Source organism: Curtobacterium sp. BNK-1 (assembly GCF_048685235.1).
Taxonomy (GTDB): Bacteria; Pseudomonadota; Gammaproteobacteria; order Enterobacterales; family Enterobacteriaceae; genus Pantoea; species Pantoea agglomerans.
Genome location: NZ_JBLQTJ010000001.1, coordinates 1,472,197 through 1,497,782 on the forward strand (window position 1 = coordinate 1,472,197; position 25,586 = coordinate 1,497,782).

Here is a 25,586-nt window from a genome sequence, read left to right on the forward strand (position 1 = left end):
GGCATGACACAGAAAGTCGTGAGTATTGGCGATATCAAGGTTGCAAACGATCTGCCATTTGTGCTGTTTGGCGGGATGAACGTTCTGGAGTCGCGCGACCTGGCGATGCGCATCTGCGAACACTACGTTACCGTCACCAGTAAGCTTGGTATTCCTTACGTATTCAAAGCGTCATTTGATAAAGCGAACCGCTCCTCTATTCACTCCTATCGTGGCCCAGGCCTGGAAGAGGGAATGAAGATTTTCCAGGAGCTGAAGCAGGCTTTCGGCGTCAAAATTATCACTGATGTGCATGAAGCGTCCCAGGCGCAGCCGGTCTCTGAAGTGGTTGATGTGATCCAGCTGCCCGCGTTCCTGGCGCGTCAGACTGACCTGGTGGAAGCGATGGCGAAAACCGGCGCGGTCATTAACGTCAAGAAGCCCCAGTTCGTCAGCCCGGGTCAGATGGGCAACATCGTTGATAAGTTCGCTGAAGGTGGCAACGAGCAGGTCATCCTGTGCGATCGCGGCAGCAATTTCGGCTACGACAATCTGGTTGTCGATATGCTCGGCTTTAACGTGATGAAGAAAGTCACCAAAAACAGCCCGGTGATTTTCGATGTGACCCATGCGCTGCAGACACGCGATCCGTTTGGCGCAGCATCAGGTGGTCGTCGTGCTCAGGTGGCTGAGCTGGCGCGTGCCGGTATGGCGGTCGGCATTGCCGGTCTGTTTATCGAAGCGCACCCGGATCCTGAACACGCCCTGTGTGACGGCCCATCCGCGTTGCCGCTGGATAAGCTGGAGCCATTCCTGGTGCAGATGAAAGCGATTGACGATCTGGTGAAAAGCTTCCCGGAACTCGATACCAGCAAATAAGTTTGCAGTAAAAAAGAGCACTGAGTCGTTTAATAAGATTGTGGGAAAGTGCTGCTGGATTCGCTGTGAAATCGAGCCAGTTCAGAGAACAGGGGCAGATCGAAAAGACGCTAAAGCCATCCATGGCCGCTCGGCCCGCGCCGTCCCTGGCGCGGGACGCTTTTCTCCTCTGCCCCTGTTCCCTTCACGTCGAGTTCATCTGTTGCTGCCAGATGTATTCTGACCTGGGTTTTCAACGACAAAAAAAGAGCGATTAATCGCTCTTTTTTTTCGCCTGAAATCCGGTGACGTTACAGCATGATGGTCATCAGATAACCGATAAACAACGCCAGATGCGCGGCTCCATTCAGTACATTTGTGCGTCCGGTCGAGAAGGAGAGCTGACAGAGAATCAGCGACGCCATCATAATCACCATCTGCGGCGGCTCCAGACCAAATATCAGCTCCTGTCCGGTCAGGGTGGCGATAATGGTTACCGCCGGTACCGTGAGTGAGATGGTCGCCAGCACTGAACCAAAGAAGAGGTTCATGGCGCGCTGCACCTGATTCATCAGCACGGCCCTGATCGCCCCCAGGCCTTCCGGTGAGAGGATCAGCAGGGCCACCAGGAAACCGGTAAACTGTGCCGGTGCATTCAGATCCGTCAGCAGGCTTTCCAGCGTATTAGCATTCATCTTGGTCACGGCAATGACCGCAATCAGATGCACGATCAGCCAGCTGGTATGCCAGAAGCTGCTGTGGGCAGAGGGTTTGCCATGATGCGGGTCGCCATCATCGCTCTCATCTTCATGCTCATAGACAAACAGGCTCTGGTGGGTTTTGGTCTGAATCAGCAGGAACACGCCATACATCGCCGCTGAAATCGCCGCGATCAGCAGTGCCTGAGTGACAGAGAAATTACCGCCCGGCAGTGCGTTGGGAAACACCAGCACCAGAATCGCCAGGGGAAAGATAGCGATCAGGTATTGCTTCACGCCCGCCAGATTCACGTATTGCGTCGCAAACTTATTACCGCCCAGCAGCAGCGCAAAGCCAACCAGTCCGCCAGTCACAATCATTACGATCGAATAGAGCGTATCGCGCATCAGCCCGGGGGCGGCATCGCCGGTCGCCATCAGCGCCGAGATCAGGCTCACTTCCAGAATCACCACGGACAGACTCAGGATCAGAGAGCCATAGGGCTCGCCCAGCCGGTGCGCCAGCACGTCGGCATGTCGTACAACGCTAAAGGCGCTGCTCAGAATGGCAACCAGCGCCACTAAGTTGATACCGACTACAATCGGAAATGATGTGGTTGCACCAAAAAAATAGAGTATACCCAGCGTGATAAGGGGAAGTATCAGCGAGAATTCCTTGTGACGTGTTTTTTCATGTGAAGGCATTCACCATCCTCTCTGGTTAATGATTATCCGGACACAGCGAGTGCTGCTGTTAGAAATATAATCAGTTTTAGGGCAGGGCGCAGTTTATCTTTTCACCGGTCCGAACGGGAAAAATTTACTGCTTTTTACTTAAATGCAATAAATGGTCGAAGCAGTATTAACCTGAAGTTATCTCAAATATTGCAATATTAATCAGGCCACAACAACTTCTCTTTACCCACCTATCTGACCGTCAAACGCCGGAAAATCTGCTTATCATTGTAACTTGTGTCGCCTGTTTCTGGTTTTTAATTTGAAGGGGAGATAAGTGGCTGTTTGTATTTTTATTCTGTTGCGCCAGGCTTAACAGGAATCCATAAACTGAGGAGCCGTTATGCCTTACTCTAAACGAACCGACTTACCTGACAACGTAAAACACGTGCTTCCCGCGCATGCGCAGGATATCTATCAGCAGGCATTTAACAGCGCGTGGGAAGAATATAAAGAAGCTAAGGATCGACGGGGCGATGATTCGCGGGAAGAGGTGGCGCACAAAGTCGCCTGGGCAGCCGTGAAGAAAGAGTATGAAAAAGGTGATGACGATAAGTGGCATCCTAAACGTTAATGCCGTCGCTAGCCTGTTCACGCCAAAGGGCCAGGATTATCTGGCCCTTTTTTTCATCTTCGCTATAAGGTTTATCTGGTTTTTTTTGACCTGCGACCGGAATCACGCTTGTAACCCCGCGCGGAAATAGATTAATGTCAATTTGATGAACGAAACGCAGCGCCGTTTTGGAGATCATGTTACAGGAGCCATTCTGCAGGACGCCGTTGATGTTGAGGAGGTCGCATTGCTTACCCGGGAATTTCTATTAAAAGCGGATTGTAAAACGTCGTTCGGGGATATCGAAGAGGCGTTGCTCTGGAGTTGCGAGCAGCGCGCGGCCTCGCTGGCAGCCACCCTGGCCTGTCGTCCCGATCACAGCCCGGTATGGATCTTTGGTTACGGCTCGCTGATGTGGAACCCGATTTTTGAGGCGGATGAAGTGGCGTCCGGTGCGCTGGAGGGCTGGCACCGTGCTTTCTGCCTGCGGCTGATTGCCGGACGTGGCACCGCCACGCATCCCGGTCGCATGCTGGCGCTGAAGCAGGGCGGCAGAACCACGGGTCTGGCGTTTCGTCTGCCGGAAGAGCGGCTGCATGAAGAGCTGGCGCTGCTGTGGAAGCGTGAGATGATCACCGGCTGCTATCTTCCAACCTGGTGTGAATTACAGCTGGAGGATGGTCGCAGCGTCACTGCGCTGACCTTTATTATGGATCCGCGTCATCCGCTGTATGAATCGGACTCCTGTCCGGAGGCGATTGCGCCATTAATCGCCGCGGCCAGCGGCCCGCTCGGCTCGAATGCGCAATATCTGTTTGCTCTGGAAGAGGAGCTGACCCGGCGCGGCATGGAGGAGGAGAGTCTGAGCCGGCTGGCCCATCAGGTGCGAACACTTCAGCAAGCCTGTCTGAAGCAGGCCTGAACCGGGGCATAAGCAGAGTAAAAGGGCGCGACAGGGTCGCGCCCTTTTACGATCCGGGTGCGGGTTACCGGGCTTAATTACCCGGATTAATCAGCCAGGTACCGGGTTTATCGATGGTCAGGGATTGTGTGTGCGTCTCACTGCCATTCTTAACGTCAATTTTGTACTGTCCCGCCGCCAGATTCAGTGCGGCAAATCCGCTGCTGCCCGGTTTTACCTCAACCGGCTGTCCGTTAAGCACCACGCTTTCACCGCTCTCCAGCTTAAGATAGACGGTCGCCAGCGCGGCCGGAACGGCAGCGGCTGACGGAATCGATGCGGGCGCCTGCGTCATGGCTGAACTGTTGTTAACCACCTCTGGTGTGGCACTGTGGCGATTCGCCAGCCAGGTGGCGACAACCACGGCCAGAATAGCCACGGCAGCCAGACCCAGCAATCCAGGCGACAGTTTACGCACCGTGCGCGGCGTCACCGGCTCGGCGGACGCGGCGGCATGATTCATCGCCATCACCACCGGCGCAGCAGCCTCCACCGGCTCCTCGACCGGCAGAGCAGGCGACTCGCCCGGCACCGGGAAGCTGTTTACCACCGCTTCCACATCACTGACCGGCAGATCAATCAACGCGGCAAAGGCATCAATCGTTTGTGGGCGATCGCCTGGCTTCATTGCCAGCGCGCAGTCAATGGCATGCAGCAGCGGCAGTGAGTAGCCTTCTGGCTGGCGTTCCACCAGCGGCTGATAATTATCTTCAATGCAGCGCACCACGCTGACCGGCGGCGGATTACCGGTAATCAGGTTATGCAGCACCGCGCCCAGGGCGTAGATATCGGTCCACGGCCCCTGTTCAACTTCACCCTCTTCGCTGTACTGCTCAATCGGCGCAAAGCCAGGTTTAAGCATGATTTCCGTTTCGTCAGAGAGGTTGCCAATCTCTTTACGCGCCGAGCCAAAATCGAGCAGAACCGGCAGCTGGTTCTCCTGAATCTGAATATTGTCGAGCGAGATATCGCGATGCAGATAGCCGGCCTGATGGATGGTGCTGATGGCACCCAACAGCGGCGGCAGCAGGCGGCGGATCCAGGCTTCAGTGATCGACGCCGGGCTGGTTACCTGCCACTCTTTCAGCGTCATACCGCTGTAGTAGAGCGTGCCCATATAGGCTGTGCCGTTCTGCTCCCAGAAGCGCAGCACGTGCAGCAGTCCCGGATGATTAAAGCGGGCCAGCAGACGCGCTTCCTGAATAAAGCTGGTGAGCCCGGCATTAAACAGCTTCTGGAAACGCTCACCGCGCAGCTCCAGCGTTAAATCGGCGGCACGGACTGCCAGCGACACCGGCATGTACTCTTTGATTGCAATAGTGCGTTCAAGCTGGTGATCCCACGCGCGATAGACGATGCCGAAGCCGCCGCCTCCGATCACTTCCTTGATCTCAAACTCATTGAAACGGTATCCGTCAGGCAGGGCATTCGGAACGGTTTTCGGATTATCATTTGCCGACATAGTGAACTCTCTGTACACGGCCTGCTCGCCAGGCTGCGCGGTAATTAATTGATGTTACGCCAGGCACCAATGGCAGGATCAACCAGATCCGCGTGCAGGGTGTCGATGAGTAACACATTCACTTTTTGCTGTGGCATGAAATAGGGCGCCCAGTGGCTGCGCAACGTATCAACTCGCGATTTCACAGCGTCAGCATCCTGCTGCGCAGCATTCTTATCCATCTTTATCAACAGGGCACCATTGAAGCGCCAGACATGTTGTTTGGCATCAAAGGGCAGCACCAGCCAGCTATCATTCGCATCCGGGCGTGTCACAATCATGCGCTGATTGTTCGCGGCGATAACCTCCAGCTTGCTGTCCGGGATCGTCAGATTGGCGATGGGATAGCCCTGATAAAAGGTGACTGCCACCGGCGTTGGGTGGTCTGGGGTCGCCAGCATCAGCTCACTTTTGCCTTCTGCCCAGCCATCCGGTGAGCACTGCTGCTTGCTGACATCCGGGATAAACAGGGTCTGGGCATTTTCATCCCAGGCGGTGCGAAAATGGCAGCCGCTGGGGAGATCAAAATGTTGCAGCGGCGTGCTGTTGGCGGGCCGAGACAGGTCAAGCGGTGCAGCATTACTCTCACTGGCGCTGGCGGTGGCATCTGCCATCACGATAGGACGCCAGTTCTGCAGCTTACTGGCGCTGCCGCTGGCCAGTACGCCACCCTCTTTACTGGTCATCTGCCAGGGTAGCTCGTCCAGTAATCCGCACTGATTAGCGAGCAGGGTGCCGACGCGCGGTAAAAAGGTGGTCAGCACCGCCGAATCCTTACTTTTGCCGGAGACGATGCGCAGTGGCAGCGTCTCTTTGCACCAGTCGTCAGGCGCTTTACTCACCACATTATCGATATAGACCTCCAGCGCCAGGCTGGGGGAGTAGACAACCCGATAATTTTCAGCCTGGGCGTGAAAGGCAATCAGCAGGGTGATGATGCCGGGCAACCACAGTTTCATAAGGATCCTTGGAATCAAAAACGAGGCGGCAGAAAGCGCGCCGAATCAGCCAGTGAATAGAGTAGCGTTGCCTCCTCCGGCTCACCAATCCAGACCGCCAGTGCGCTGAGATTATCTTTCTTAACGTTGCGGCTTACCGCCTGTTCCATCAGAGCCAGCCACTCTTCGCAGGCATTCACCATGCGCAGCGCCTGTTCCATTTCATGACTGGCCAGATTCAGCCAGAAGCCATCGGTGCAGACCAGAAACGCGTCGCCATCCTCCAGCGCAATCTCCTGCGAAAAGCTTACTAAGCGAGGCGGTTCAGCGCCGAGCGCATTATAGAGTAAATTACTGTTAATGCCGGTATTTTCATAGCCCGCTTCTTTCAGCTGCTGGGCCAGACTATGATCGCGAGTGACCTCATGAAGCACGCCGCGGCGGAAGTGGTAAACCCGGCTGTCACCGGCATGCGCCCACCATGCGCGCTGTTTTTCGCGGTCAATAAACAGGGCCGCCAGCGTGGTGCTCATGCGTGAATATTTCGGATTTTTACCCTGTGCCTCATGCAGCGCTAAGCGGCACTGTTCAATCGCCTGATGGGTTATCTCCGGCGTCAGGTCGGCGTGCGCCTGTAACTGGCTCAGCAGGGTGTCACGCACCAGCTGTGCCGCCATCTCGCCGCCGGGCAGACCGGCCACGCCATCGCAGACCACAAAGCAGGCTTTACGCTCATCCAGCTCTGCGCCGGTGCGATCCTGATTCTCATCGCGTAGCCCCTGCTGGCAGCGGCTGGCAAAAACGATTTTCATGGTTCATCTACCCGCGTCTGAGAGTCCTTATACTGATTCACCTCCATGTCATAGGCATGGAGAAAGGCCTCGCCAAACAGCGTATGGAAATCATCTTCGATCTCTCCGGCCGTACGCTGATAATTACGGGTGAAGTAGTCCCACAGCGCCGCCTTCTTCATGGCGGAAAAGGGCATTTTTGACACCACGCCATCGGCACGCGCCTGCTCCTCCAGCCGCTGCGGATTAAAGGATTGCAGCATCGCCGCAATAATGGCGCGGATACCGGCAATCATCCCCAGCTGGTGGGCCTGCAAATCGACCAGGGCATCGCGTACCGCCTGTTCCGGCGGCATAAACCCGGGCATCTGGCTCTGGTACATCTGCATCAGCACGGTTTTGCCGGAGGGCAGGATCTTGAACGGATTGTTGGCCTCATTCAGGATCATCGTCATGTCCGCTTTGACACCACGCTTGAGAATGGATCGCGAAGAGAGCAGCGCGACGGTGCCCTGGGAAAAGAGGCTCAGCATCCGGCCAGTAATGCGCATCTGCTCTTCATCCACCGGCGTGGCGTGACCGTTGCTCAGCCCCATCCCCTCCAGCAGTGCGGCGATTAGCCGATCCTGATCCACCGGCTGCGCCGTCAGCGCCCGACGCGGCTCGCTGGCCTGGGGATCGATAGCCAGTCGCGCATCGTTGTGGCGCTCGTGGCGTGAGGGCGTTGCCTCACTGACCAGCAGCCGGTCCTCAACCTCATGATGTTCGTGGATGCCCAGCGGATTCGCGGGCTGAGCGCTGTCGCCAGCAAACAGCGCCAGCGGATCGCTCTGCGTGTCGTGGCAGGCGGGGTCTCGTACTTCCAGCGCATAGTCACCGATGCGCAGCGCATCGCCATGCTTCAGCACGACCTGCATGCCGCGACCCAGGGTAATGCCGTTATGCTCCACCGGGGTCACGCTGCCCTGGTTCGTCAGACGGCACTCTCCGTCATGCGACAGGTGAACCAGCGCCTGCAGACGCGAAATGGCCCGAGTCTCATCTGGCAGCACCAGATCGTTGTCCTGACTGCGGCCAATGGTGCCGCCAGGCGGTTGAAACGCGACGCTTCTGACCGGAACATCCGTAGTGCATTGCACAATGGTAAATTGCATGAGTTATCCCAGATTGAACGGCAAACGCTTCCGGCCTCACTCGAACATCGGAGGATAGAGGCCATTACGTCCCGGCTGTGAACCTGCCGCCGGGTTAAACAGTAACGAAAACAGTTGCGCGGTGAGGTTGCCGCTGTGCTTGTGGGTCGCGTGGGCAAAACCATCACTGCGGTTACTCCACCAGTAGCTCATATGCTGCTGAGGGTCGAAACGTTCAGCCACTTCACGCCAGCTCAGCGTGCAGGGCAGATCCTGAAAACCGATCACATCCATGATTTCAGAGGGCTTCCTGGCCGGCACCAGCAGCGGTGGTAAAGCCTGTATCTGCTGCTCTAACTGCTCGCCGTTCAGCGGTGTCTGAACCGCCCGTAACAGTGTCGCGCCCAGATCCTGAAACCAGTCGCCGGAAATGGTCAGCTGAGCAGGATGCCACTGAGCCAGCGTGAAGCTGTGCAGGGCCAGCAGCGGCCAGGCGCGTCCGACGCGGTCACAGGAGGGCAGCAGACAGCCCATCTGTATCTGCGGCCGGGTCGCGGTAACCGGCAGCACAAAGTTCCACACCGGCGCATGGAGAAAGTCCGCGCTGTAGGAATACGCCTGCTGATGCCAGTGCATTAATCCCTGCTGGAACCAGTGATTCCACGGGCTAATCTGTTGCTCGCTCAGTCGATGGTGCAGAAAGTCACCGGTCGACGGCAGCTTGCCATACCAGCCGGGGGCCGTGTAAGCAGCCATGTTCACCTCACCATTACTCGCTATGCGAGTTTGATTGCGGGGCCGGGTGCCGCGGCGCTACCGCCAGCACGCCGCCCGCCTGGTCCGCAATTTGCAGATTCTCTGCAAGCTTGCGCATCATCAGTGCATTATCACGTGCATAAGGCGACGACTGAATCTGCTGATCCAGCAGCTGGCTCAGGTGCCAGTCAAGCTGCTGCAGGTCGCGGGCGCTTACCGTATCGGGCAGGGAGCGCTGTAAATTTTGCAGCAGCCAGGCCCGTAAAAACTCGCCATCATAATTACGCGGTTGATAGAGCATCTGATAGGCGCGCAGCGCATTGCGGCTGTAGGCGTTATCATCACCCGGGTCGTTGCGCAGGATATTCGTGATCTGCTGCGCCACACGCGGCAGCAACAAAGACTTAAGCGCATTTTGATAAAGCACCCAGGCGGCATCGCTGATCTGATTACCCCGGTATAAGCCCGCCCGCATAGTAAGCGGCGGATTATCGAGGGAAAAGCGCGCCGAGAGCGGCAACTTCACCAGGTTATTCAGAAAGGGTAGCAGATCAAAAATATTATCAGCAGGCTGATGAATCACCTGCTGACTTTGCTCACGGATAAGCGGTACCCGTGCGGCTACCTGCTGCAGATACTGTTGATTCTGGTAGTAACTGATGCCCCACAGGCTGGAGGCGATCAGCAGGGCGCCTGCCAGCACGCCGTAGCCAATCCAGTGGAACAGCTGATTACGGTACTCCCAGCGGCGATTACTGCCGGCCAGGCCGCTCTCTTTGAATATCAGATCGCTGAGCAGGTCACGAATAAAAAAGCTCTGGCCTTTGTTGCCGGGAATTGGACTGTTGCGATTAACGCTGTCCCAGGCCGCAATCGAGTGATCGCCCGCCTGACGCAACTGCAGTTTGCGGCTCAGTTCACCCATCACCCGATCAAACGGCAGGCCTTCCTGCGTTCCGCTGGTGAAGAAGAGGCCGCGCGGGCTCCAGGCGACCGCATCCTGGTGATCAGAAAAAACGATATCCAGATATTCGTTCAGCAGTGGACGCAGCGAGGCGAACTCCTGCGGGAAGAGGAAGCACTCAGCGCGCTCGTTCAGGTCGCGCTCATGGGTCATCTGCTCCGCCAGTTGTTGCTGGAGCTGCTGTTCCAGCCGCTGAAACTGCTGTCCAAAATGGCGATGCCAGTCATCTTTGTGCGGCTTGCCCAGCTCCCAGTTGAACGTGAAGCCCCAGATAGCATCACGCCGCGCTTTATCAATCGAGCCGAAGTAACTCATAAAGCCTTTCAGCAGATCGGTTTTGGTGACCATCACATAAACCGGGAAGTGAATACCGGTCTGCTGATGCAGTTCTGCCATGCGCTCTCGCAGCGCGCTGGCCTGGGCGAAACGCGCCTCGGCTGAATCACTCAGCAGATCGGCGACGCTGATGGTCATGATCACACCGTTAATCGGCTGGCGGGTGCGATAGCGTTTCAGCAGGTTGATAAAGCTGTGCCATTCCGCGGCATCTCGCACGCGCTGGCTCTCCTGCAACGCATAACGACCGGCGGTATCAATCAGCACCGCGCTGTCAGTAAACCACCAGTCACAGTTGCGGGTGCCCCCGACGCCGCGGACCGCATTTTTGCCCAGCGTATCGGTCAGCGGGAAATCGAGGCCGGCATTAAACAGTGCGGTGGTTTTACCAGCGCCGGGCGCACCCATGACCAGGTACCAGGGCAGCTGATAGAGATAATTAGCGTTAAAGCGTGAGAGCAGGTTCCCGCTGTGACGACGGCCAAACTGGGTGCGTTTCAGCTGCATCGCAGCTTCGCTGAAGCGCTGGTTGAGCCGCTCTTCGGTCATCTGACGTTCCGCCGGGTCGTCGTTGCCCGACAGCTGAAGCTGGGTCAGTAAGCGGCTGTTGAACCAGGCACGATAGAGCGACGGGATCAGCTGGAACAGGATCCAGAGAAAATAGAGAGCGCTCACGGTAAGCTGGCGAGGCAGTACGGGTTCCAGGGGGCGCGATTCCCCCCATGACCAGAACGGACCCAGCATCCAGACCAGGCAGCTCAGCGCCGTGACGCCAATAAAGCTCCACAGCAGGCGATGCGTTAGCAGCAGGCGAAGGGAGGCGCGCATTATTGTGCTCCTTGATGATTACTGAGCGTTTCAGGCGCGGCAAACAGGGTGATTTCAACACGGCGGTTGCGGGTCCGGTTTTCGCTGCTGTCGTTGGGCAGCAAGGGGTCGCTGTCGCCGCGGCCTTCGGAGCGAACCGTATGACCGTCAGCCAGTTGCAGTTGTAACAACTGGGTGATGGCGCGGGCGCGGGCAAATGAGAACTCATAGCTGGAGGCAAAGCGGCTGTTATCCACCGGATGATCATCGGTAAACACCGACACCAGAATGGTCCCTTTGACATCTTTCATTGCGGTTGAGACGCGGGCCAGCAGGGCGCGCCCGACTGGATTGATCACCGTGCCCTGTTCGGCGAACAGTTTGTCCGCGGGGATGATCACTTTGCTGCCAAAGGCACCATCGCTGACCTCAAGCTGCCCGGCTGCAATCACATCATTCAGGCGCTGACGCAGATCGAGCAGCGCCTGCGGGGAAGAGGGACGACGGCCCGCGGTAATCTGCGGCAGCGGCGTCTGATAGATGGTACGCAGCAGCGGTTCGGCGGCATTACCGAGACGCCAGTTCAGGCCGCTGTAGATCAGGCAGCCGATCAGCGCGACCAGCATGGCACAGGCCCAGAGCGGCACCATCGGGCGGGCGAGGGTGCTAACCAGCGGATGCACTTCAACCAGTGGCGGTTGCGCTGTCTGGCGCTGGGCACGCGTTTCGTCAATCAGGGTTTTCAGGCGTTTACGGATACCATCGCACTGGGCGCGACCATTTTCACTGCCGCGATAGCGGCCTTCATAGCCTAGCAGCAGACAGTATTGCACCACTTCCAGCAGCCAGAGGTGTTGTTGCGGGCTTTGTGAAATGCGCGACAGCAGTTGAAAGAATTTCTCGCCGCCCCAGCTTTCATTATGGAAGGTCACCAGCATGCCATTGCCAGACCAGACGCCGCGCGTGCCCCAGGGGGTTTGTGCTGCCGCTTCATCGAGCGCGCTGCAGATGCAGTAACGCGCGCCGATAATCATCTCAAACGGCAGCCCTGCCTGTTTACAGCGTTGTTCAAACTGGCGGATTTCATCGATCAGAGACTGGCGCAGACCCGCAGGGTCATCGTGGGTGGCTGCCTGACGAATTTGCACCACCGCGTTCAGCAGTGGCGCCGCAGCCTGAAGTAAGAGATTCTCATTGCCTGAGGGGGTCGCCTCACGCGCAGGGGATTCCACAGTCATTAATTCGTGATCTTCCAGCCAATGGCAAATCCCTGTACCCGCAGCCCGGGACGGTTCTGCGGGCAATATGCGCCGGATTTCATATTCAGTCTAAGATCCAGGTCGCGGTATCGTTAGTCCGGCAGGCTTTGCTGGCGCCGCCGACGGCCACACAGACCTGTTTCGTTTTGCGGGGACGGGGACGATCGCTCTGCACGGTGGCATCATAACGGCTGCTCTCTACACCCGCTTTTAATGGCACATAACCGATCAGTGGGCCGTCAGCCTGGTCAGCAATCGCCAGCCAGCTGTGTTCCACATTACCTAATACTTCGAACGGTTTACCCGTTTCGAGATAGCGAACCACTTTGCCGCCGTAATCAGGCGAGGTCATGACGGATGCGCCATAAAGCGCCCGCCAGGTCTGATTGACCGGCTCAAATTCAGTCGGTGCCGCGACAGCGTGTCGATGGACCAGTTTGACGCCGTTAATTTCGCTGGTAACCAGCGTATCGTCAGTGACGGGCGGCGGCGGGGCCTTACAGCCTGCCAGGGTAAGAACCGCCAGCAGCGTTAACGCAAGACTCTTTTTCACCATGTTCCTCGTGATCTCATCAAAGTATCTGCATATTGCCAGGCCCGATGCCATGGGGCGATCTTTATCGCGCCGCATCGTGCCGAAATTCTGTTTTTAAAAAAAGGGTCAGATTACATCGGGATAGTAACGCATTCAGTTTACCTAAGACTTTTGAGAATTCAAACCATTGCACCCGCTGCTGATGCGTGATAGCAGGCGCTTTACGGGCGGGTTTCGGTATAAGAAAAGCGCCAGGTAATGTGATAGTTAAAGCGAACTGAATTATCGCAGAGACAAACTGGTTGAGAACAGTGCCGCGCATTCTGACATGCAATGAATCCGATTGGAAACTATTAAGATTTACTAATAACTTGTTGCCGAAAAAATTTATCAGTTTGCGTTAAGAAACTTATCAAAATCAGATTTTACGCCCCTGCTCAGACCCTCTTTTTTCAGGAAAGCGGCACGCCTTTTGCTTCTGAAAGGTTTTAACCGCACTGAGGTGAGCAATGAGGGACGCCCTGACCTGGCTGCAGGCATCACGCGCGAGCGATATCGCCAGCCTGCAACGTCTTCTGGAAACCGGCGAGCTGATGGCTGCCGTCAGTGAACTGGTCCATCGGTTGCAGCGGGAACGTGGCGCAAACAATCTCTGGATCTGCTCTGACGGAGCGCTGTTCAGCGCCGAACGTCATGCCCGCCAGCAGGAGGTCAGCGCCGGCCTGGAGCATTTTTATCAGGCGCTGCCGGCCGCCATAGCGCAGCCCGGCTACAGCCGCTTCTGCAACCTGATTGCCGCTGCCCTGCAGGCGCTGGCCGGACTGCCTGCGCTGCGCCAGCAAATCAGCCAGCGTGAGCTTGATCAGGCCGCGGCGATGGCCGCCTTTAACAAGGTTATCCGTACTTTACTCAATCTGGTGTTTGAGGCGGCCGACACCGCCAGCTATCCCGGCATCTCCCGTGCACTGATCGCCCTGTTCAGTTTTATGCAGGGCAAAGAACTGGCCGGGCAGGAGCGGGCCATCGGCTCAGCCGGCTTTGCGGCGCGTCAGTTCACCCCCGACCAGCGCAGCCAGATGGTCGCCCTGATTGCGGCACAGGAGCAGAGCTTTATCACCTTCCGGGAGTTTGCTGACAGCGCCGCGTGTGAATCCTGGCAGCCGCTGGCTCAGGCCAGCCGCGACATCGAACGCCTTCGTCGCATCGCCTGCACCGGCGGCCGTTGTGATGAGACCGGCGCGCTGCACTGGTTTTCCCTGCTCTCTGAGCGGCTGGATCAGATGAAAATGCTGGAGGATGCCCTGACGGCGACATTGATGCAGCGCTGCCGGGCTACCATTGATCAGGCACAACAGCAGGCGGCAGGAACAGTGGTGCAGGGCGACAGCAATTTTTCGCTTTACGTCTCCGGGGCGGACTGGCTGCCTGGCGCGGCGGCGCTCGACAGCGACGGTCTGGCCCCGCAGCTGGGGCGCTCGGTGCTATCGCTGATTGGCGAACAGTCGCAGCGTTTGCAGCAGCAGGCGGATGAACTGGCGGCGATGCGCGCCTCACTAGACGAGCGGCGGGTGATCGATCAGGCCAAACACTGGCTGATGCAGCAGCAGGGTTTCACAGAAGAGGCCGCCTGGCAGGCATTACGCAAAAGTGCGATGAATCAGAATAAGCGGGTACTGGAGATCGCGCAGGCGGTACTGGCAGTAGCGAAGACCCTGAGCAACTAACCCGGATGAGGTAGCTGCACAACCTTTGTGCGTGATCTGCGTCAGAAACGTGCAAAAACGGTTAATTTTTCAACAGTGCGTCACCGCAGATCGGCATTAAGGCTGTTTCGGCGATCTGGCACACCCTTTGCTTAATCCCTATAGAGAGTACGCATTGCTCCCGCCAATGGCGGTGGGGTCAGTGCTTTGGATAAAGGCGTCCATCCGCAGGCTTCGGCTTGTCGGAGGACGCCTTTTTTTATTTCTGTTCAGGGGCAACAAGATGAGCAAAACGCCATTTTCACTGACACGACGTCAGGCGCTGATCTCCGGCGCCGCGCTGGGTGCGGCCTGGATCGTTCCGGGATTACGAAATGCGGTCTGGGCAGCGGGATCAGATGCGCCAGAAAAAGCGCAGGTGCGGGTCGGCTTTATCCCGCTCACTGACTGCGCGCCGGTGGTGATGGCCTCTGTGAAAGGCTTCGACAAAAAGTATGGTCTCACATTGCAGGTCAGCAAAGAGGCGAGCTGGGCGGCGGTGCGCGACAAACTGACCTCCGGTGAGCTGGATGCGGCGCATGTGCTCTACGGCATGATCTACGCCCTGCAACTGGGCGTAGCGGGTCCGCAGCACGACATGGCGAACCTGATGACGCTCAACCATAACGGCCAGGCGATCACCCTGTCGAACCAGCTGAAAGCCAGTGGGGTCACCGATGCGGCCAGCCTGAAAAAGGCCATTGATGGCAGCGCCAAAGGCAGCTTTACCTTCGCCCATACCTTTCCGACCAGCACCCATGCCATGTGGCTCTATTACTGGCTCGCCAATGCGGGCATCCACCCGTTTGATGACGTGCGCACCGTGGTCGTGCCGCCGCCGCAGATGGTGATGAACATGAAAATTGGCAACATGAGCGGCTTCTGCGTTGGTGAGCCGTGGAACCAGCGCGCCATCAGCGACAACATCGGTTTTACCGCCGCCACCAGCCAGCAGATCTGGCCGGAGCATCCGGAAAAAGTGCTCGGCACCCGCGCAGAGTGGGTGAAAGAGAACCCCAACACGGCCCGTGCACTCACCGCCGCTGTGCTGGAGGCCGCGCGCTGGATTGATGCCTCGGACGACAACCGCCGTGAAACCGCGCAGGTGTTAGCCGGCCGCGCCTGGATCAATACCAAAGTGGAGACGTTACAGGGTCGGATGCTCGGTCAGTATCAGAACGGCCTGGGGCAGTCGTGGCAGGACGCTCACCCGATGCGCTTCTTTGACAACGGCAACGTCAGTTTTCCCTGGCTCTCAGACGGCATGTGGTTCCTGACCCAGATGAAACGCTGGGGCCTGCTTGCCAGCGATCCCGACTACCTCGCGGTGGCGCGCCAGATCAACCGCATCGACATCTACAAACAGGCCGCCAGCGCAGTCGGACAGGTTGCACTGCCCGCCAGTGAAATGCGCAGCAGTACCTTCATCGACGGCAAGGTCTGGGATGGCAGCGATCCTGCCGCCTATGCCGCCAGTTTCGCTATCAAACGTTAAGAGAGGTTGCTATGAAAACTGACGCGCGCGCCCTGGCGCAGCCGGTGCAGAGTCACAACAGTGCCACCGTTATTCCGTTACAGGTCACCCCGAAAGCCGCAGCCCGTCCGGCGCGTCTGCGTCCGCTGTTGCAGCGCGCCATTCCCGCCACCGGTGGCCTGTTATTAATGCTGCTGGTGTGGCAGATCGCGGCGCTGTCGCAACCGGGTTTCCCTTCGCCTTACGCCACCTGGCAGGCCGCTCAGGTCCTGTTCGCTGACCCGTTCTACAGCAACGGCCCCAACGATCAGGGCATCGGCTGGAACGTGCTGGCGTCGCTGCAACGCGTCGGCATTGGATTCGGCCTGGCCGCGCTGGTCGGCATTCCGGCGGGCTTTTTAATCGGTCGCTTTAGCTTTATGGCGCAGATGTTCAATCCCGTCATCGCCCTGCTGCGGCCGGTGAGTCCGCTGGCCTGGCTGCCGATTGGCCTGCTGCTGTTTCAGCGCGCCGAGCCTGCCGCCAGCTGGACCATTTTTATCTGTTCGATCTGGCCAATGATCATTAACACCGCCGAAGGGGTACAGCGTATTCCGCAGGATTACCTCAACGTGGCGCGGGTGTTACAGCTTTCTGAGTGGACGGTGATGCGCCGGATCCTGCTGCCCGCCGTGCTGCCCGCGGTGCTGACCGGGGTCCGTCTCTCTATCGGCATCGCCTGGCTGGTGATCGTCGCCGCCGAAATGCTGACCGGCGGACTGGGCATCGGCTTCTGGATCTGGAATGAGTGGAACAACCTCAACGTGGAAAATATTCTGGTCGCCATTCTGGTCATCGGCGTAATCGGGCTGCTGCTGGAACAGGGGCTGATGCTGCTGGTCCGTCGTTTTAGCTGGGATAAATAAGGAGAGCACGATGCAACAGATCATTCGCGTCCAGCAGGTCAGCCAGCGTTTTGCCACCGCCAGCGGCGAGTTTCTGGCGCTGGACAATGTCAGTTTTGATATTCACGAAGGGGAAACCCTGAGCCTGATCGGCCACTCCGGCTGCGGCAAATCGACGCTGCTGAACCTGATTGCCGGTTTAACCCGGCCCAGCAGCGGCGTGCTGCTGTGTGATAACCGCGAAATCACTGGCCCCGGTCCGGAGCGCGCGGTGGTGTTTCAGAACCATTCGCTGCTGCCGTGGCTGACGGCATTTCAGAATGTCGAGCTGGCGGTGCAACAGGTGTTTAAAGGGCGCTTCAGCAAAGCGGAGATGCGTGACTGGATCGAGCACAACCTTAACCGGGTGCAGATGAGCCATGCCATGCACAAGCGGCCCGGCGAAATATCCGGCGGCATGAAGCAACGCGTCGGTATTGCGCGGGCGCTGGCGATGAAGCCACGCGTGCTGCTGCTGGATGAGCCGTTTGGCGCGCTGGACGCCTTAACCCGCGCTCATCTGCAGGACAGCGTGATGCGCATTCAGCAGGAGCTGAACACCACCATCGTGCTGATTACCCATGACGTGGATGAAGCCGTGCTGCTGTCAGACCGGGTGCTGATGATGACTAACGGCCCGGCGGCGCAGGTTGGCGAGATCCTCACTGTCGATCTGCCACGTCCGCGTTCACGGGTGGCGCTGGCGGATGAGCCGCGCTACCACCAGTTGCGACAGAAAGTGCTGCATTTCCTCTATGAAAAACAGACGACTGCGGCGTAAGGAACAGACCATGAAGCAACGGTTGCTGGTGATAGGTAATGGCATGGCGGGAATGCAGATGGTGGAGAGCCTGCTGCAACGTGCGCCGCAGCGCTACGCCATCACGGTCATTGGCCGCGAGCCGCACGGCAACTATAACCGTGTGCTGCTGTCGCCGGTGCTGGCAGGTGAAACGCCGTTCAGTGAAACGCTGATCCACGATCGCGACTGGTATGAGCGGCACGGCGTCACGCTGCTGAACGGCGAAACCGTGCTGCAGGTCGATCTGGCGGCACGTACAGTGCAGACCGATTATCGCCAGCTGGGCTGGGATCGGCTGGTGTTTGCCACCGGTTCACAGCCCCGTTTGCCCGCCATTCCCGGCATCAACGCGGATTGCGTACTGGGTTTTCGCAGTATCGCCGACGTCCGGCAACTCCTGACGGGCCAGGGACCGGTGGTGGTGTTGGGCGGTGGTTTTCTCGGCATTGAAGCGGCGGCGGCACTCTGTGCCCGTGGGCGTGAGGTTATGCTGGTTCATCACAAACCCTGGCTGCTGGATCGCCAGCTGGATGCAAAGGCGGGCGAGCTGTTGCTGACGGCACTCCAGCAGCGCGGTATCCGCTGCGTGCTGAACAGCGGACTCACGGCGATTGACGAGGCGGGTGTGACGCTGACCAGCGGTCGTCACTGCGCCGCCACGCAGGTGGTGATTGCCATCGGCGTTCAGCCGGAGATAACGCTGGCGCAGGCGGCGGGGCTGCCGTGTCAGCGCGGTATTCTGGTCGATGGGCAGTTACGCACAGCGGTCCCGTCGGTGTACGCCGTAGGCGAGTGCTGCGAAATTGCCGGCGAAACCTTTGGCCTGGTCGCACCCTGCCTGACGCAGGCGCAGATTCTGGCCGCACAGCTGGCGGGGTCGCCACTGGCGGATTTTGTCAGCCAGCCGCAGGCGACGCGGCTCAAAGTCAGTGGCATTTCGCTGTTCAGCGCCGGGGATGTTAGTGAGGCACCCTCCATCAGCAGTTTTGATCCGATCTCCGGCGACTACCGCCGTCTGTTTCTTCGTCAGGGCCGCCTCTGTGGCGTATTGCTCTCTGGCGACACCCGGCAGGGTCCCGCGCTGCTGGCGCGTCTGCTGCACACCGAAGCTGTCACGCTCGAAGCCCTGTTCGATTCCCGTCAACCTGAACCGCAGCCGCAGGCTGCAGAGAGTCCTGAGATGAGTAAACCGGTATTAGCCGTGGTGGGTCACGGCATGGTCAGTCACCACTTTCTTGAACAGCTGGTTGCCCGCGAACTGCATCAGCACTACCACATCGTGGTTTACGGCGAGGAGCGTCAGCAGGCTTACGATCGGGTGCATCTGTCGGACTATTTCAACGGCAAAACGGCCGACGATCTGTCGCTGGTCAGCGCGGACTTTTTTACCCTGCACGGCATCGAACTGCGCAGCGGCTGCGCAGTCGTGGCGATCAATCGTCAGCAGCGCAGTCTGCGTGACAGCGCGGGCAATGAGCTGGCGTGGGATAAGCTGGTGCTGGCCACCGGCTCGCGTGCTTTTGTGCCGCCGGTGCCGGGCCACGACGACGAACGCTGCTTTGTCTACCGCACGCTGGATGACCTTGATGCCATTGCTGCCTGCGCCCGCAATAGCCAGCGCGGCATCGTGATTGGCGGCGGCCTGCTGGGTCTGGAGGCGGCGAATGCGCTGCAGCAGCTCGGGCTGGAAACGCATGTGGTGGAGTTTGCGCCACGCCTGATGGCAGTGCAGCTCGATGAGGGCGGGGCGCTGATGCTGCGCCAGAAGATCGATGCGCTGGGCGTCACGGTTCACACCTCAAAACAGACCGAACTGATTGAGCGTCAGACCGACGGTAGCGTGGTGCTGCGCTTTGCTGACGGCAGCAGTTTACCCGGCGATCTGGTGCTGTTCTCCGCCGGTATCCGGCCGCGCGATGAGCTGGCACGTGAAGCGGGCCTGACGCTGGGACCGCGCGGCGGCATTGAGATCAACGATCGCTGCCAGACCAGCGATGAAGAGGTGTTTGCCATTGGTGAATGCGCACTGTGGAACGGTCAGATCTTTGGTCTGGTCGCGCCAGGCTATCAGATGGCACGCGTGCTGGCCGGGCATCTGGCGGCTGAATCCACCGCCTTCAGCGGCGCGGACATGAGTACCAGACTGAAACTGCTGGGGGTGGAGGTGGCGTCGTTTGGTGACGCGCATGGCCGCACGCCGGGCAGTCAGCACTATCACTGGACCGACGGGCCAAAAGGCATCTACAAGAAAATCGTGGTTTCTGCCGACAGCACCCGGCTGCTGGGCGGCGTGCTGGTCGGTGACAGCAGCGACTACGCCACGCTGCTGCAGATGATGCTCAATGAGTTACCGCTGCCTGCCGCGCCAGAAAGCCTTATCCTGCCTGCGCTGTCGGGGGCGCCGAAAGCGCCAGGCGTCGCGGCGTTGCCTGACAGCGCCCAGGTCTGCTCCTGTCACAACGTCAGCAAGGGCGAAATCTGCGCGGCGGTGAAAGGCGGATGCGGTGAGATGAGCAGCATCAAAAGCTGCACCAAAGCGGCTACGGGCTGCGGCGGCTGTGCGGCACTGGTAAAACAGGTGATGGAGTTTGAGCTGGAAAACCTCGGTGTCGAGGTAAAAAAAGATATCTGTGAACATTTCAGCTATTCGCGCCAGGAACTTTATCACCTGGTGCGGGCCGGTGAGTTCAGAACCTTTGATGCGCTGCTGACGTCACATGGTCGGGGGCAGGGTTGTGAAGTGTGCAAACCGCTGGTGGCGTCACTGCTCGCCTCATGCTGGAACGACTATCTGCTAAAACCGGCGCATCTGCCGTTGCAGGACACCAACGACCGCTATTTCGCCAATATCCAGAAAGATGGCACCTATTCGGTGGTGCCGCGCGTCCCGGCGGGCGAAATCACGCCGCAGGGGTTGATCGCGATTGGCGAGGTGGCGGCGCGTTACGATCTTTACACCAAAATCACCGGCGGTCAGCGTATCGACCTGTTTGGCGCGCGGCTCGATCAACTGCCTGATATCTGGCAGACGCTACTGGCGGCGGGTTTTGAAACCGGTCACGCCTACGGCAAGTCGCTGCGCACTGTGAAGTCCTGTGTGGGGTCGACCTGGTGCCGCTACGGCGTGCAGGATTCAACCGCTTTCGCCATTGCGCTGGAGAACCGCTACAAGGGGCTGCGCGCCCCACACAAGATCAAGATGGCGGTATCGGGCTGTACCCGCGAATGTGCGGAAGCGCAGAGCAAAGATATCGGGGTGATCGCCACGGAAAAGGGCTGGAATCTCTATGTGTGTGGCAATGGCGGCATGAAGCCGCGCCACGCCGACCTGTTCGCCAGCGATCTCGATGATGCCACGCTGCTGCGTTATGTCGACCGCCTGCTGATGTTCTATATCCGCACCGCAGACAGGCTGCAGCGCACCAGCGTCTGGATGGACAATCTGGAAGGCGGCCTGGACTATCTGCGTCAGGTGGTGATTGAGGATAGCCTCGGTCTGGGCGAGACGCTGGAGCAGGAGATGCAGCGGGTGGTGGACGCGTATCAGTGCGAGTGGCAGACCACGCTGGCGGATCCTTCACGACTTGCGCTGTTTACCCCTACGGTCAACAGCGATCGCCCGGATGAGACTCTGCACTACAGCCGGGTGCGCGGTCAGCGTCAGCCGGAGGCCGTTACCGATCGTCCGCTGTTACCGCCGCCAGCCGAGCCGTGGAGCGCGGTGTGTACACTGGAGGCGATTCCTCAGCAGGCGGGGATCGGGGCGCGACTGGGTAGCGAACGTGTTGCGCTGTTCCGCTTTGGCGATGCGCTTTTTGCGCTGGAAGACCGCGAACCCGGCAGCGACGCCAGCGTGCTCTCACGTGGGATCCTTGGCGATGTGGGCGGCGAGCCGGTGGTGATCTCCCCGCTCTATAAGCAGCGGATACGGTTGCGTGACGGACAGAGCCTGGATAACCCGCAGCATCAGCTGCGCTGCTGGCCGGTGAAGTTGGAAGCGGGTCAGATCTGGCTGGCAAATCGTCCGCTGGATCAGCTGGCGCAGGCATCATGAACAGTACCTGTCCCTATTGCGGCGTCGGCTGTGGCGTCTGCGTCACCCCGCAGGGGGCGCATCAGGCAACCGTGATCGGCGATCCGCACCATCCCGCGAATGCAGGTCGGTTGTGCGTAAAAGGCGCAGCGCTGGGCCAGACCCTGACGCCGCAAGGGCGTTTGCTGAACGCCGAGGTTAACGGGCAGCGCGTCAGCCTGGACGCTGCGCTGGATGCGGCGGCGGCGGGATTGCGGGCGGTTATCGATCAGTATGGCCCGCAGGCGGTGGCGTTTTACGGCTCCGGCCAGCTGTTGACCGAGGATTACTACGTCGCCAATAAGCTGATGAAGGGCTACATCGGTGCAGCCAACATCGATACGAATTCGCGGCTCTGCATGGCGTCGGCGGTGGTCGGTTATAAGCGGGCGCTGGGGGCCGATGCGGTGCCCTGCTGCTATGAGGATCTGGAGCAGGCCGACCTGGTGCTGCTGGTGGGGTCTAATGCTGCCTGGGCGCATCCGGTGGTGTGGCAGCGGCTGATGCAGGCGAAGCTGCAACGTCCGGCGATGTGTATTGTCGTTATCGATCCGCGGCGTACGGCGAGTTGCGATCAGGCCGATCTCCACCTGCCGTTGCGGCCCGGCAGCGATACGGCGTTGTTTTCCGGTCTGCTGCACTGGCTGGCGCAGCAGGATGGCATTGATGCCAGCATGTTGCCGCACCTGAATGGTGTGGACGAGACGCTGACCGCCGCAGCGCAGTGGGGTGTGGCGCGAGTGGCAGAGGCATGTGACTTAACCGTGCAGCAGGTCGCGCACTTTTTCCAGCTTTTCAGCCAGCACGATCGGGTGCTGACGCTATGGTGCATGGGGATTAATCAGTCCGCCACCGGCAGCGACAATAACCAGGCGATTCTTAATCTGCATCTGCTGACGGGCAAAATAGGCCGCGCGGGCTGTGGTCCTTTTTCGCTGACCGGACAGCCAAATGCCATGGGAGGACGGGAGGTGGGTGGCCTGGCGAATCAGCTGGCGGCGCATATGAATTTTACTGAAGCGGATTGCGAACGGGTGCAGCGTTTCTGGCGCAGTCCGGCCATTGCCCGGGAACCGGGACTGACTGCACTGGATCTTTTCCGGGCACTGGCGGATGGCACGGTGAAAGCAGTGTGGATTATGGGCACCAATCCGGCGGTGTCGATGCCTGAGGGCAACCGCGTCGCGCAGGCGCTGGCGGCCTGTCCGCTGGTGATTGTATCAGATGTGATGGCGCAGACCGATACCAGCGCCTTTGCCAATATTCTGCTGCCCGCCCAGGGGTGGGGCGAGAAGAACGGCACGGTGACCAATTCCGAGCGGCGTATTTCACGTCAGCGCGCTTTTGCCGCCGCACCCGGTGACGCCCGGCCTGACTGGTGGTTGCTGTCGCAGGTGGCCAGGCGTTTAGGGTTTGATGAAGGCTTTAACTGGCAGCATCCGGCAGAGATTTTCCGTGAGCATGCGGCGTTGTCAGGTTTCGAGAACCGGGGCGCCAGGGCGTTTGATATCAGCGGCCTGGCGCAATTGAGTAATGCTGACTGGGATGCGCTGCGTCCGGTGCAGTGGCCGGTTAACGCGGCCTGTCCGCAGGGCTGCGCCCGGCTGTTTGGCAATCGTCGGTTTTTTCATCCGGATGGTAAGGCCCGGTTGCGGGTGCCGGCCACGCCGGTTGTCGCCCCGCGCGAACCGGCGTATCCGTTGTTGATGAATACCGGACGGGTGCGCGATCAGTGGCACACCATGACGCGTACCGGGCTGGTGCCGCGTCTGATGCAGCATTGCGATGAACCGTTTGTCGCGCTGCATCCGGCGGATGCGGCAACGTATGGCGTGACGGCGGGCGGACTGGCGCGGGTGCAGTCTGTTCAGGGCTGGATTAGCGTGCGGGTGCGTGTCGATGCCGGGATGCGGCGCGGCGAGCTGTTTGTGCCGATGCACTGGAACCGGCAGTTCAGTCAGCAGAGTCACGTCGATTTACTGGTGGCCGCCCGCGCCTGTCCGTTTTCGGGGCAGCCCGCGCTGAAGCAGACGTCGGTGCGGATTCTGCCGTTGAGGGTGAGCTGGCAGGGCTGGCTATGGCAGCGCGAGATAGCGCAGCCCACAGGGTTGCGTTACTGGGCGCGTACCCCCTATCCGGCGGTGCAGCGTTATGCGGTGGCGGGCGAGGGCTCGCCGCAGGTCTGGCTGGACGGGCAGGTTGTTCTTTCAGGCTGTCACAGGCAGTTTGCGACCGGCAGCGGCAATGATTACCGGTTGCTGGCATGGCGTGACGGCGAGTTGCAGCTGGCGTTTTATGCCGGCTCCGTGTTGCCGTCGATTGATAGTGCGTGGGTCGCCGAGGCCTTTAGTCATGCGCCGCAGGATGCGGCAGGGCGGCACAGTGTACTGGCAGGACAGCCCGCGCAGGGCGCGGCCACGGGACGGATTATTTGCAGTTGTATGGCGGTGGGTGAGCAGACGATTTTACAGGCGGTGGCGCAGGGGTGTCGTACAACTCAGGCGTTGGGCGAAAAGCTAAAGTGCGGCACGCAGTGCGGCTCCTGTATTCCGGAGCTGAAGCAGTTGTTGCTGTCCGAAGTGATGTCGGAGGAATGATGACACGAGCAATTGATTCTCTGGATAAGTTACTGGCCCCGGTGGATGCCGTGTCGCAACAGGGCGCGGTGTGGCTGGTGGGTGCGGGCCCTGGCGATGTGGAACTGCTGACCGTTAAGGCGTTGCGGTTGCTGCAGCGTGCTGAGGTGGTGGTATATGACCGGCTGGTGAGTGACGCGGTGATGGCGGAGGTGCCGGAGCAGGCGTTGTGTATTGATGTGGGTAAGCAGCCGGGGCAGCATGGTCTGAAGCAGGCGCAGATTAATCAGTTGCTGGTGGAACTGGCGCGCAGTGGACGCAATGTAATCCGGCTGAAGGGGGGCGATCCGTTTGTTTTTGGTCGCGGAGGCGAGGAGATGGTGAGCGTGCAGCAGGCCGGGATTCGCTGTGAGGTCGTGCCAGGGATTACGGCGGCTGTGGGCTGTGCGGCAGCCAGCGGAATTCCGTTGACGCATCGGGATTGCGCGCAGTCTTTGCGGTTGATTACCGGGCATGGGCGGAACGGCGAGCCGCAGCTGGAGGCGGCTGCGCTGACGGCGGTGAATCAGACGCTGGTGTTTTATATGGGGTTGAGCTGGAGTGCGTCGATCAGTGCGCAGTTGCAGGCGCAGGGACGTGATGCGGAGACGCCGGTGGCGATTATTGAGAATGGGACCCGGCCCGATCAGCGGGTGTTGATTACCACGCTGGGGGGATTAGCGGAGACGGTGGCGCGGGATAAGCCGGTGTCTCCGTCGTTGCTGATGGTGGGTGAAGTGGTGCGGTTTTATCGGGCGGATTTGCAGGTGCGGGGTGGGGAGACGGTGAGCCGGTGCGTCGTGCAGGAAAGACCTGCCTGATCGCAAAGGGATCCCGCATCCCTGCGGACTGAGCTCGCCATCCCTGGCTCGCACACTTTGCTCTTCAGGCAGGGCTTACCTGCACTGTTGGCATTGGTGCGGGGTTTTGCGGGATCAGGTCTGGATTGAGTGGGCGTATGTCTTGGTGGTAAGGCCGGAACGGTGCGGCAAGACGGTGCGGCGTGCAGGAAAGGCCTGCCCGATCGCAAAGGGATCACGCATCCCTGCAGACTGGGCTCGCCATCCCTGGCTCGCACACTTTGATCTTCAGGCAGGCCCTTCCTGCCCGGCTGGCGGCGGTGCGGTTTTTTTTGGGATCAGATCTGGATTGAG

General features: G+C 59.2%; 20 protein-coding genes. 10 read left to right on the plus strand and 10 right to left on the minus strand.

Annotated features, from left to right (window positions below; translation table 11 throughout):
- The first annotated feature begins 3 nt into the window (after positions 1-3).
- Positions 4-858: a 3-deoxy-8-phosphooctulonate synthase gene (gene kdsA / locus ACMGGP_RS07010; protein ID WP_010669989.1), complete on the plus strand. Its 855-nt coding sequence runs from the start codon at positions 4-6 to the stop codon at positions 856-858.
- Positions 859-1,148: 290 nt separating this feature from the next.
- Here kdsA and chaA read toward each other — a convergent pair whose 3' ends face one another.
- Positions 1,149-2,240, minus strand: coding sequence for a sodium-potassium/proton antiporter ChaA (chaA, locus tag ACMGGP_RS07015; RefSeq protein ID WP_010669990.1), 1,092 nt, complete (start codon positions 2,238-2,240; stop codon positions 1,149-1,151).
- 373 nt (positions 2,241-2,613) lie between these two features.
- On the opposite strand from chaA, the gene chaB reads away from it, so the two are divergent.
- Positions 2,614-2,844, plus strand: coding sequence for a putative cation transport regulator ChaB (gene chaB / locus ACMGGP_RS07020; protein ID WP_010245846.1), 231 nt, complete (start codon positions 2,614-2,616; stop codon positions 2,842-2,844).
- Here chaB and ACMGGP_RS07025 read toward each other — a convergent pair.
- Positions 2,834-3,022, minus strand: a complete 189-nt coding sequence (locus tag ACMGGP_RS07025) for a hypothetical protein (protein WP_033771581.1) — start codon at positions 3,020-3,022, stop codon at positions 2,834-2,836. The two genes, chaB and ACMGGP_RS07025, sit on opposite strands and share 11 nt — an antisense overlap.
- Positions 3,023-3,070: 48 nt before the next feature.
- Here ACMGGP_RS07025 and ACMGGP_RS07030 point away from each other — a divergent pair, with 48 nt between their 5' ends.
- Positions 3,071-3,745, plus strand: a complete 675-nt coding sequence (locus ACMGGP_RS07030; RefSeq protein ID WP_202940069.1) for a gamma-glutamylcyclotransferase — start codon at positions 3,071-3,073, stop codon at positions 3,743-3,745.
- 73 nt (positions 3,746-3,818) lie between these two features.
- Here ACMGGP_RS07030 and ACMGGP_RS07035 read toward each other — a convergent pair whose 3' ends face one another.
- The 8 genes from ACMGGP_RS07035 to ACMGGP_RS07070 all read right to left on the minus strand — a co-directional run bounded on the left by ACMGGP_RS07035 (position 3,819) and on the right by ACMGGP_RS07070 (position 12,825).
- Positions 3,819-5,246, minus strand: a complete 1,428-nt coding sequence (locus ACMGGP_RS07035; RefSeq protein ID WP_022625780.1) for a serine/threonine protein kinase — start codon at positions 5,244-5,246, stop codon at positions 3,819-3,821.
- Between the two features lie 44 nt (positions 5,247-5,290).
- Positions 5,291-6,244, minus strand: a complete 954-nt coding sequence (locus ACMGGP_RS07040; protein WP_010245838.1) for a hypothetical protein — start codon at positions 6,242-6,244, stop codon at positions 5,291-5,293.
- Positions 6,245-6,258: 14 nt separating this feature from the next.
- Positions 6,259-7,035: a PP2C family protein-serine/threonine phosphatase gene (locus tag ACMGGP_RS07045; RefSeq protein ID WP_010669994.1), complete on the minus strand. Its 777-nt coding sequence runs from the start codon at positions 7,033-7,035 to the stop codon at positions 6,259-6,261.
- Entirely contained in the window at positions 7,032-8,168 is a 1,137-nt protein-coding gene (gene tagH, locus ACMGGP_RS07050) for a type VI secretion system-associated FHA domain protein TagH (RefSeq protein WP_010669995.1), read from the minus strand. The genes ACMGGP_RS07045 and tagH overlap by 4 nt, the downstream gene beginning before the upstream one ends.
- A gap of 36 nt (positions 8,169-8,204) precedes the next feature.
- Positions 8,205-8,903: a type VI secretion system-associated protein TagF gene (gene tagF, locus ACMGGP_RS07055; RefSeq protein ID WP_010245828.1), complete on the minus strand. Its 699-nt coding sequence runs from the start codon at positions 8,901-8,903 to the stop codon at positions 8,205-8,207.
- A gap of 13 nt (positions 8,904-8,916) precedes the next feature.
- A complete protein-coding gene (gene tssM / locus ACMGGP_RS07060) occupies positions 8,917-11,031 on the minus strand; it encodes a type VI secretion system membrane subunit TssM (RefSeq protein ID WP_498798305.1) in 2,115 nt (704 codons plus the stop codon).
- A complete protein-coding gene (icmH, locus tag ACMGGP_RS07065; RefSeq protein ID WP_010669997.1) occupies positions 11,031-12,248 on the minus strand; it encodes a type IVB secretion system protein IcmH/DotU in 1,218 nt (405 codons plus the stop codon). The genes tssM and icmH overlap by 1 nt, the downstream gene beginning before the upstream one ends.
- A gap of 85 nt (positions 12,249-12,333) precedes the next feature.
- Positions 12,334-12,825: a hypothetical protein gene (locus ACMGGP_RS07070; RefSeq protein ID WP_010245819.1), complete on the minus strand. Its 492-nt coding sequence runs from the start codon at positions 12,823-12,825 to the stop codon at positions 12,334-12,336.
- Between the two features lie 488 nt (positions 12,826-13,313).
- Between ACMGGP_RS07070 and ACMGGP_RS07075 the strand changes: the two genes are divergently transcribed.
- From ACMGGP_RS07075 to cobA, 7 genes are all read left to right on the plus strand, one after another.
- Positions 13,314-14,528 carry a nitrate- and nitrite sensing domain-containing protein gene (locus tag ACMGGP_RS07075; RefSeq protein ID WP_498798306.1) on the plus strand — a complete coding sequence of 405 codons (1,215 nt, stop codon included), beginning with the start codon at positions 13,314-13,316 and terminating at the stop codon, positions 14,526-14,528.
- Positions 14,529-14,790: 262 nt separating this feature from the next.
- Complete coding sequence (locus ACMGGP_RS07080) at positions 14,791-16,041, plus strand: CmpA/NrtA family ABC transporter substrate-binding protein (RefSeq protein ID WP_010245814.1); 1,251 nt, start codon at positions 14,791-14,793, stop codon at positions 16,039-16,041.
- A gap of 11 nt (positions 16,042-16,052) precedes the next feature.
- Positions 16,053-16,925, plus strand: coding sequence for a nitrate ABC transporter permease (gene ntrB / locus ACMGGP_RS07085; protein WP_010245811.1), 873 nt, complete (start codon positions 16,053-16,055; stop codon positions 16,923-16,925).
- A 10-nt stretch (positions 16,926-16,935) separates the two neighbouring features.
- The gene (locus ACMGGP_RS07090) at positions 16,936-17,724 is read left to right on the plus strand and encodes an ABC transporter ATP-binding protein (RefSeq protein ID WP_010245808.1); all 789 of its coding nucleotides are present in this window, start codon (positions 16,936-16,938) and stop codon (positions 17,722-17,724) included.
- 10 nt (positions 17,725-17,734) lie between these two features.
- The gene (gene nirB / locus ACMGGP_RS07095) at positions 17,735-21,799 is read left to right on the plus strand and encodes a nitrite reductase large subunit NirB (RefSeq protein WP_346460948.1); all 4,065 of its coding nucleotides are present in this window, start codon (positions 17,735-17,737) and stop codon (positions 21,797-21,799) included.
- Positions 21,796-24,414 carry a nitrate reductase gene (locus tag ACMGGP_RS07100; RefSeq protein WP_422457925.1) on the plus strand — a complete coding sequence of 873 codons (2,619 nt, stop codon included), beginning with the start codon at positions 21,796-21,798 and terminating at the stop codon, positions 24,412-24,414. Before nirB ends, ACMGGP_RS07100 begins: the two co-directional genes overlap by 4 nt.
- The gene (cobA, locus tag ACMGGP_RS07105; protein WP_250498554.1) at positions 24,411-25,253 is read left to right on the plus strand and encodes a uroporphyrinogen-III C-methyltransferase; all 843 of its coding nucleotides are present in this window, start codon (positions 24,411-24,413) and stop codon (positions 25,251-25,253) included. The genes ACMGGP_RS07100 and cobA overlap by 4 nt, the downstream gene beginning before the upstream one ends.
- Positions 25,254-25,586: the final 333 nt, after the last annotated feature.

Bases quoted from the DNA above. Each gene is read 5' to 3' on its own strand.
- kdsA (WP_010669989.1), top strand. From the start codon at position 4: ATGACACAGAAAGTCGTGAGTATTGGCGATATCAAGGTTGCAAACGAT.
- chaA (WP_010669990.1), bottom strand. From the start codon at position 2,240: ATGCCTTCACATGAAAAAACACGTCACAAGGAATTCTCGCTGATACTT.
- chaB (WP_010245846.1), top strand. From the start codon at position 2,614: ATGCCTTACTCTAAACGAACCGACTTACCTGACAACGTAAAACACGTG.
- ACMGGP_RS07025 (WP_033771581.1), bottom strand. From the start codon at position 3,022: ATGATCTCCAAAACGGCGCTGCGTTTCGTTCATCAAATTGACATTAAT.
- ACMGGP_RS07035 (WP_022625780.1), bottom strand. From the start codon at position 5,246: ATGTCGGCAAATGATAATCCGAAAACCGTTCCGAATGCCCTGCCTGAC.
- ACMGGP_RS07040 (WP_010245838.1), bottom strand. From the start codon at position 6,244: ATGAAACTGTGGTTGCCCGGCATCATCACCCTGCTGATTGCCTTTCAC.
- ACMGGP_RS07045 (WP_010669994.1), bottom strand. From the start codon at position 7,035: ATGAAAATCGTTTTTGCCAGCCGCTGCCAGCAGGGGCTACGCGATGAG.
- tagH (WP_010669995.1), bottom strand. From the start codon at position 8,168: ATGCAATTTACCATTGTGCAATGCACTACGGATGTTCCGGTCAGAAGC.
- tagF (WP_010245828.1), bottom strand. From the start codon at position 8,903: ATGGCTGCTTACACGGCCCCCGGCTGGTATGGCAAGCTGCCGTCGACC.
- tssM (WP_498798305.1), bottom strand. From the start codon at position 11,031: ATGCGCGCCTCCCTTCGCCTGCTGCTAACGCATCGCCTGCTGTGGAGC.
- icmH (WP_010669997.1), bottom strand. From the start codon at position 12,248: ATGACTGTGGAATCCCCTGCGCGTGAGGCGACCCCCTCAGGCAATGAG.
- ACMGGP_RS07070 (WP_010245819.1), bottom strand. From the start codon at position 12,825: ATGGTGAAAAAGAGTCTTGCGTTAACGCTGCTGGCGGTTCTTACCCTG.
- ACMGGP_RS07075 (WP_498798306.1), top strand. From the start codon at position 13,314: ATGAGGGACGCCCTGACCTGGCTGCAGGCATCACGCGCGAGCGATATC.
- ACMGGP_RS07080 (WP_010245814.1), top strand. From the start codon at position 14,791: ATGAGCAAAACGCCATTTTCACTGACACGACGTCAGGCGCTGATCTCC.
- ntrB (WP_010245811.1), top strand. From the start codon at position 16,053: ATGAAAACTGACGCGCGCGCCCTGGCGCAGCCGGTGCAGAGTCACAAC.
- ACMGGP_RS07090 (WP_010245808.1), top strand. From the start codon at position 16,936: ATGCAACAGATCATTCGCGTCCAGCAGGTCAGCCAGCGTTTTGCCACC.
- nirB (WP_346460948.1), top strand. From the start codon at position 17,735: ATGAAGCAACGGTTGCTGGTGATAGGTAATGGCATGGCGGGAATGCAG.
- ACMGGP_RS07100 (WP_422457925.1), top strand. From the start codon at position 21,796: ATGAACAGTACCTGTCCCTATTGCGGCGTCGGCTGTGGCGTCTGCGTC.
- cobA (WP_250498554.1), top strand. From the start codon at position 24,411: ATGATGACACGAGCAATTGATTCTCTGGATAAGTTACTGGCCCCGGTG.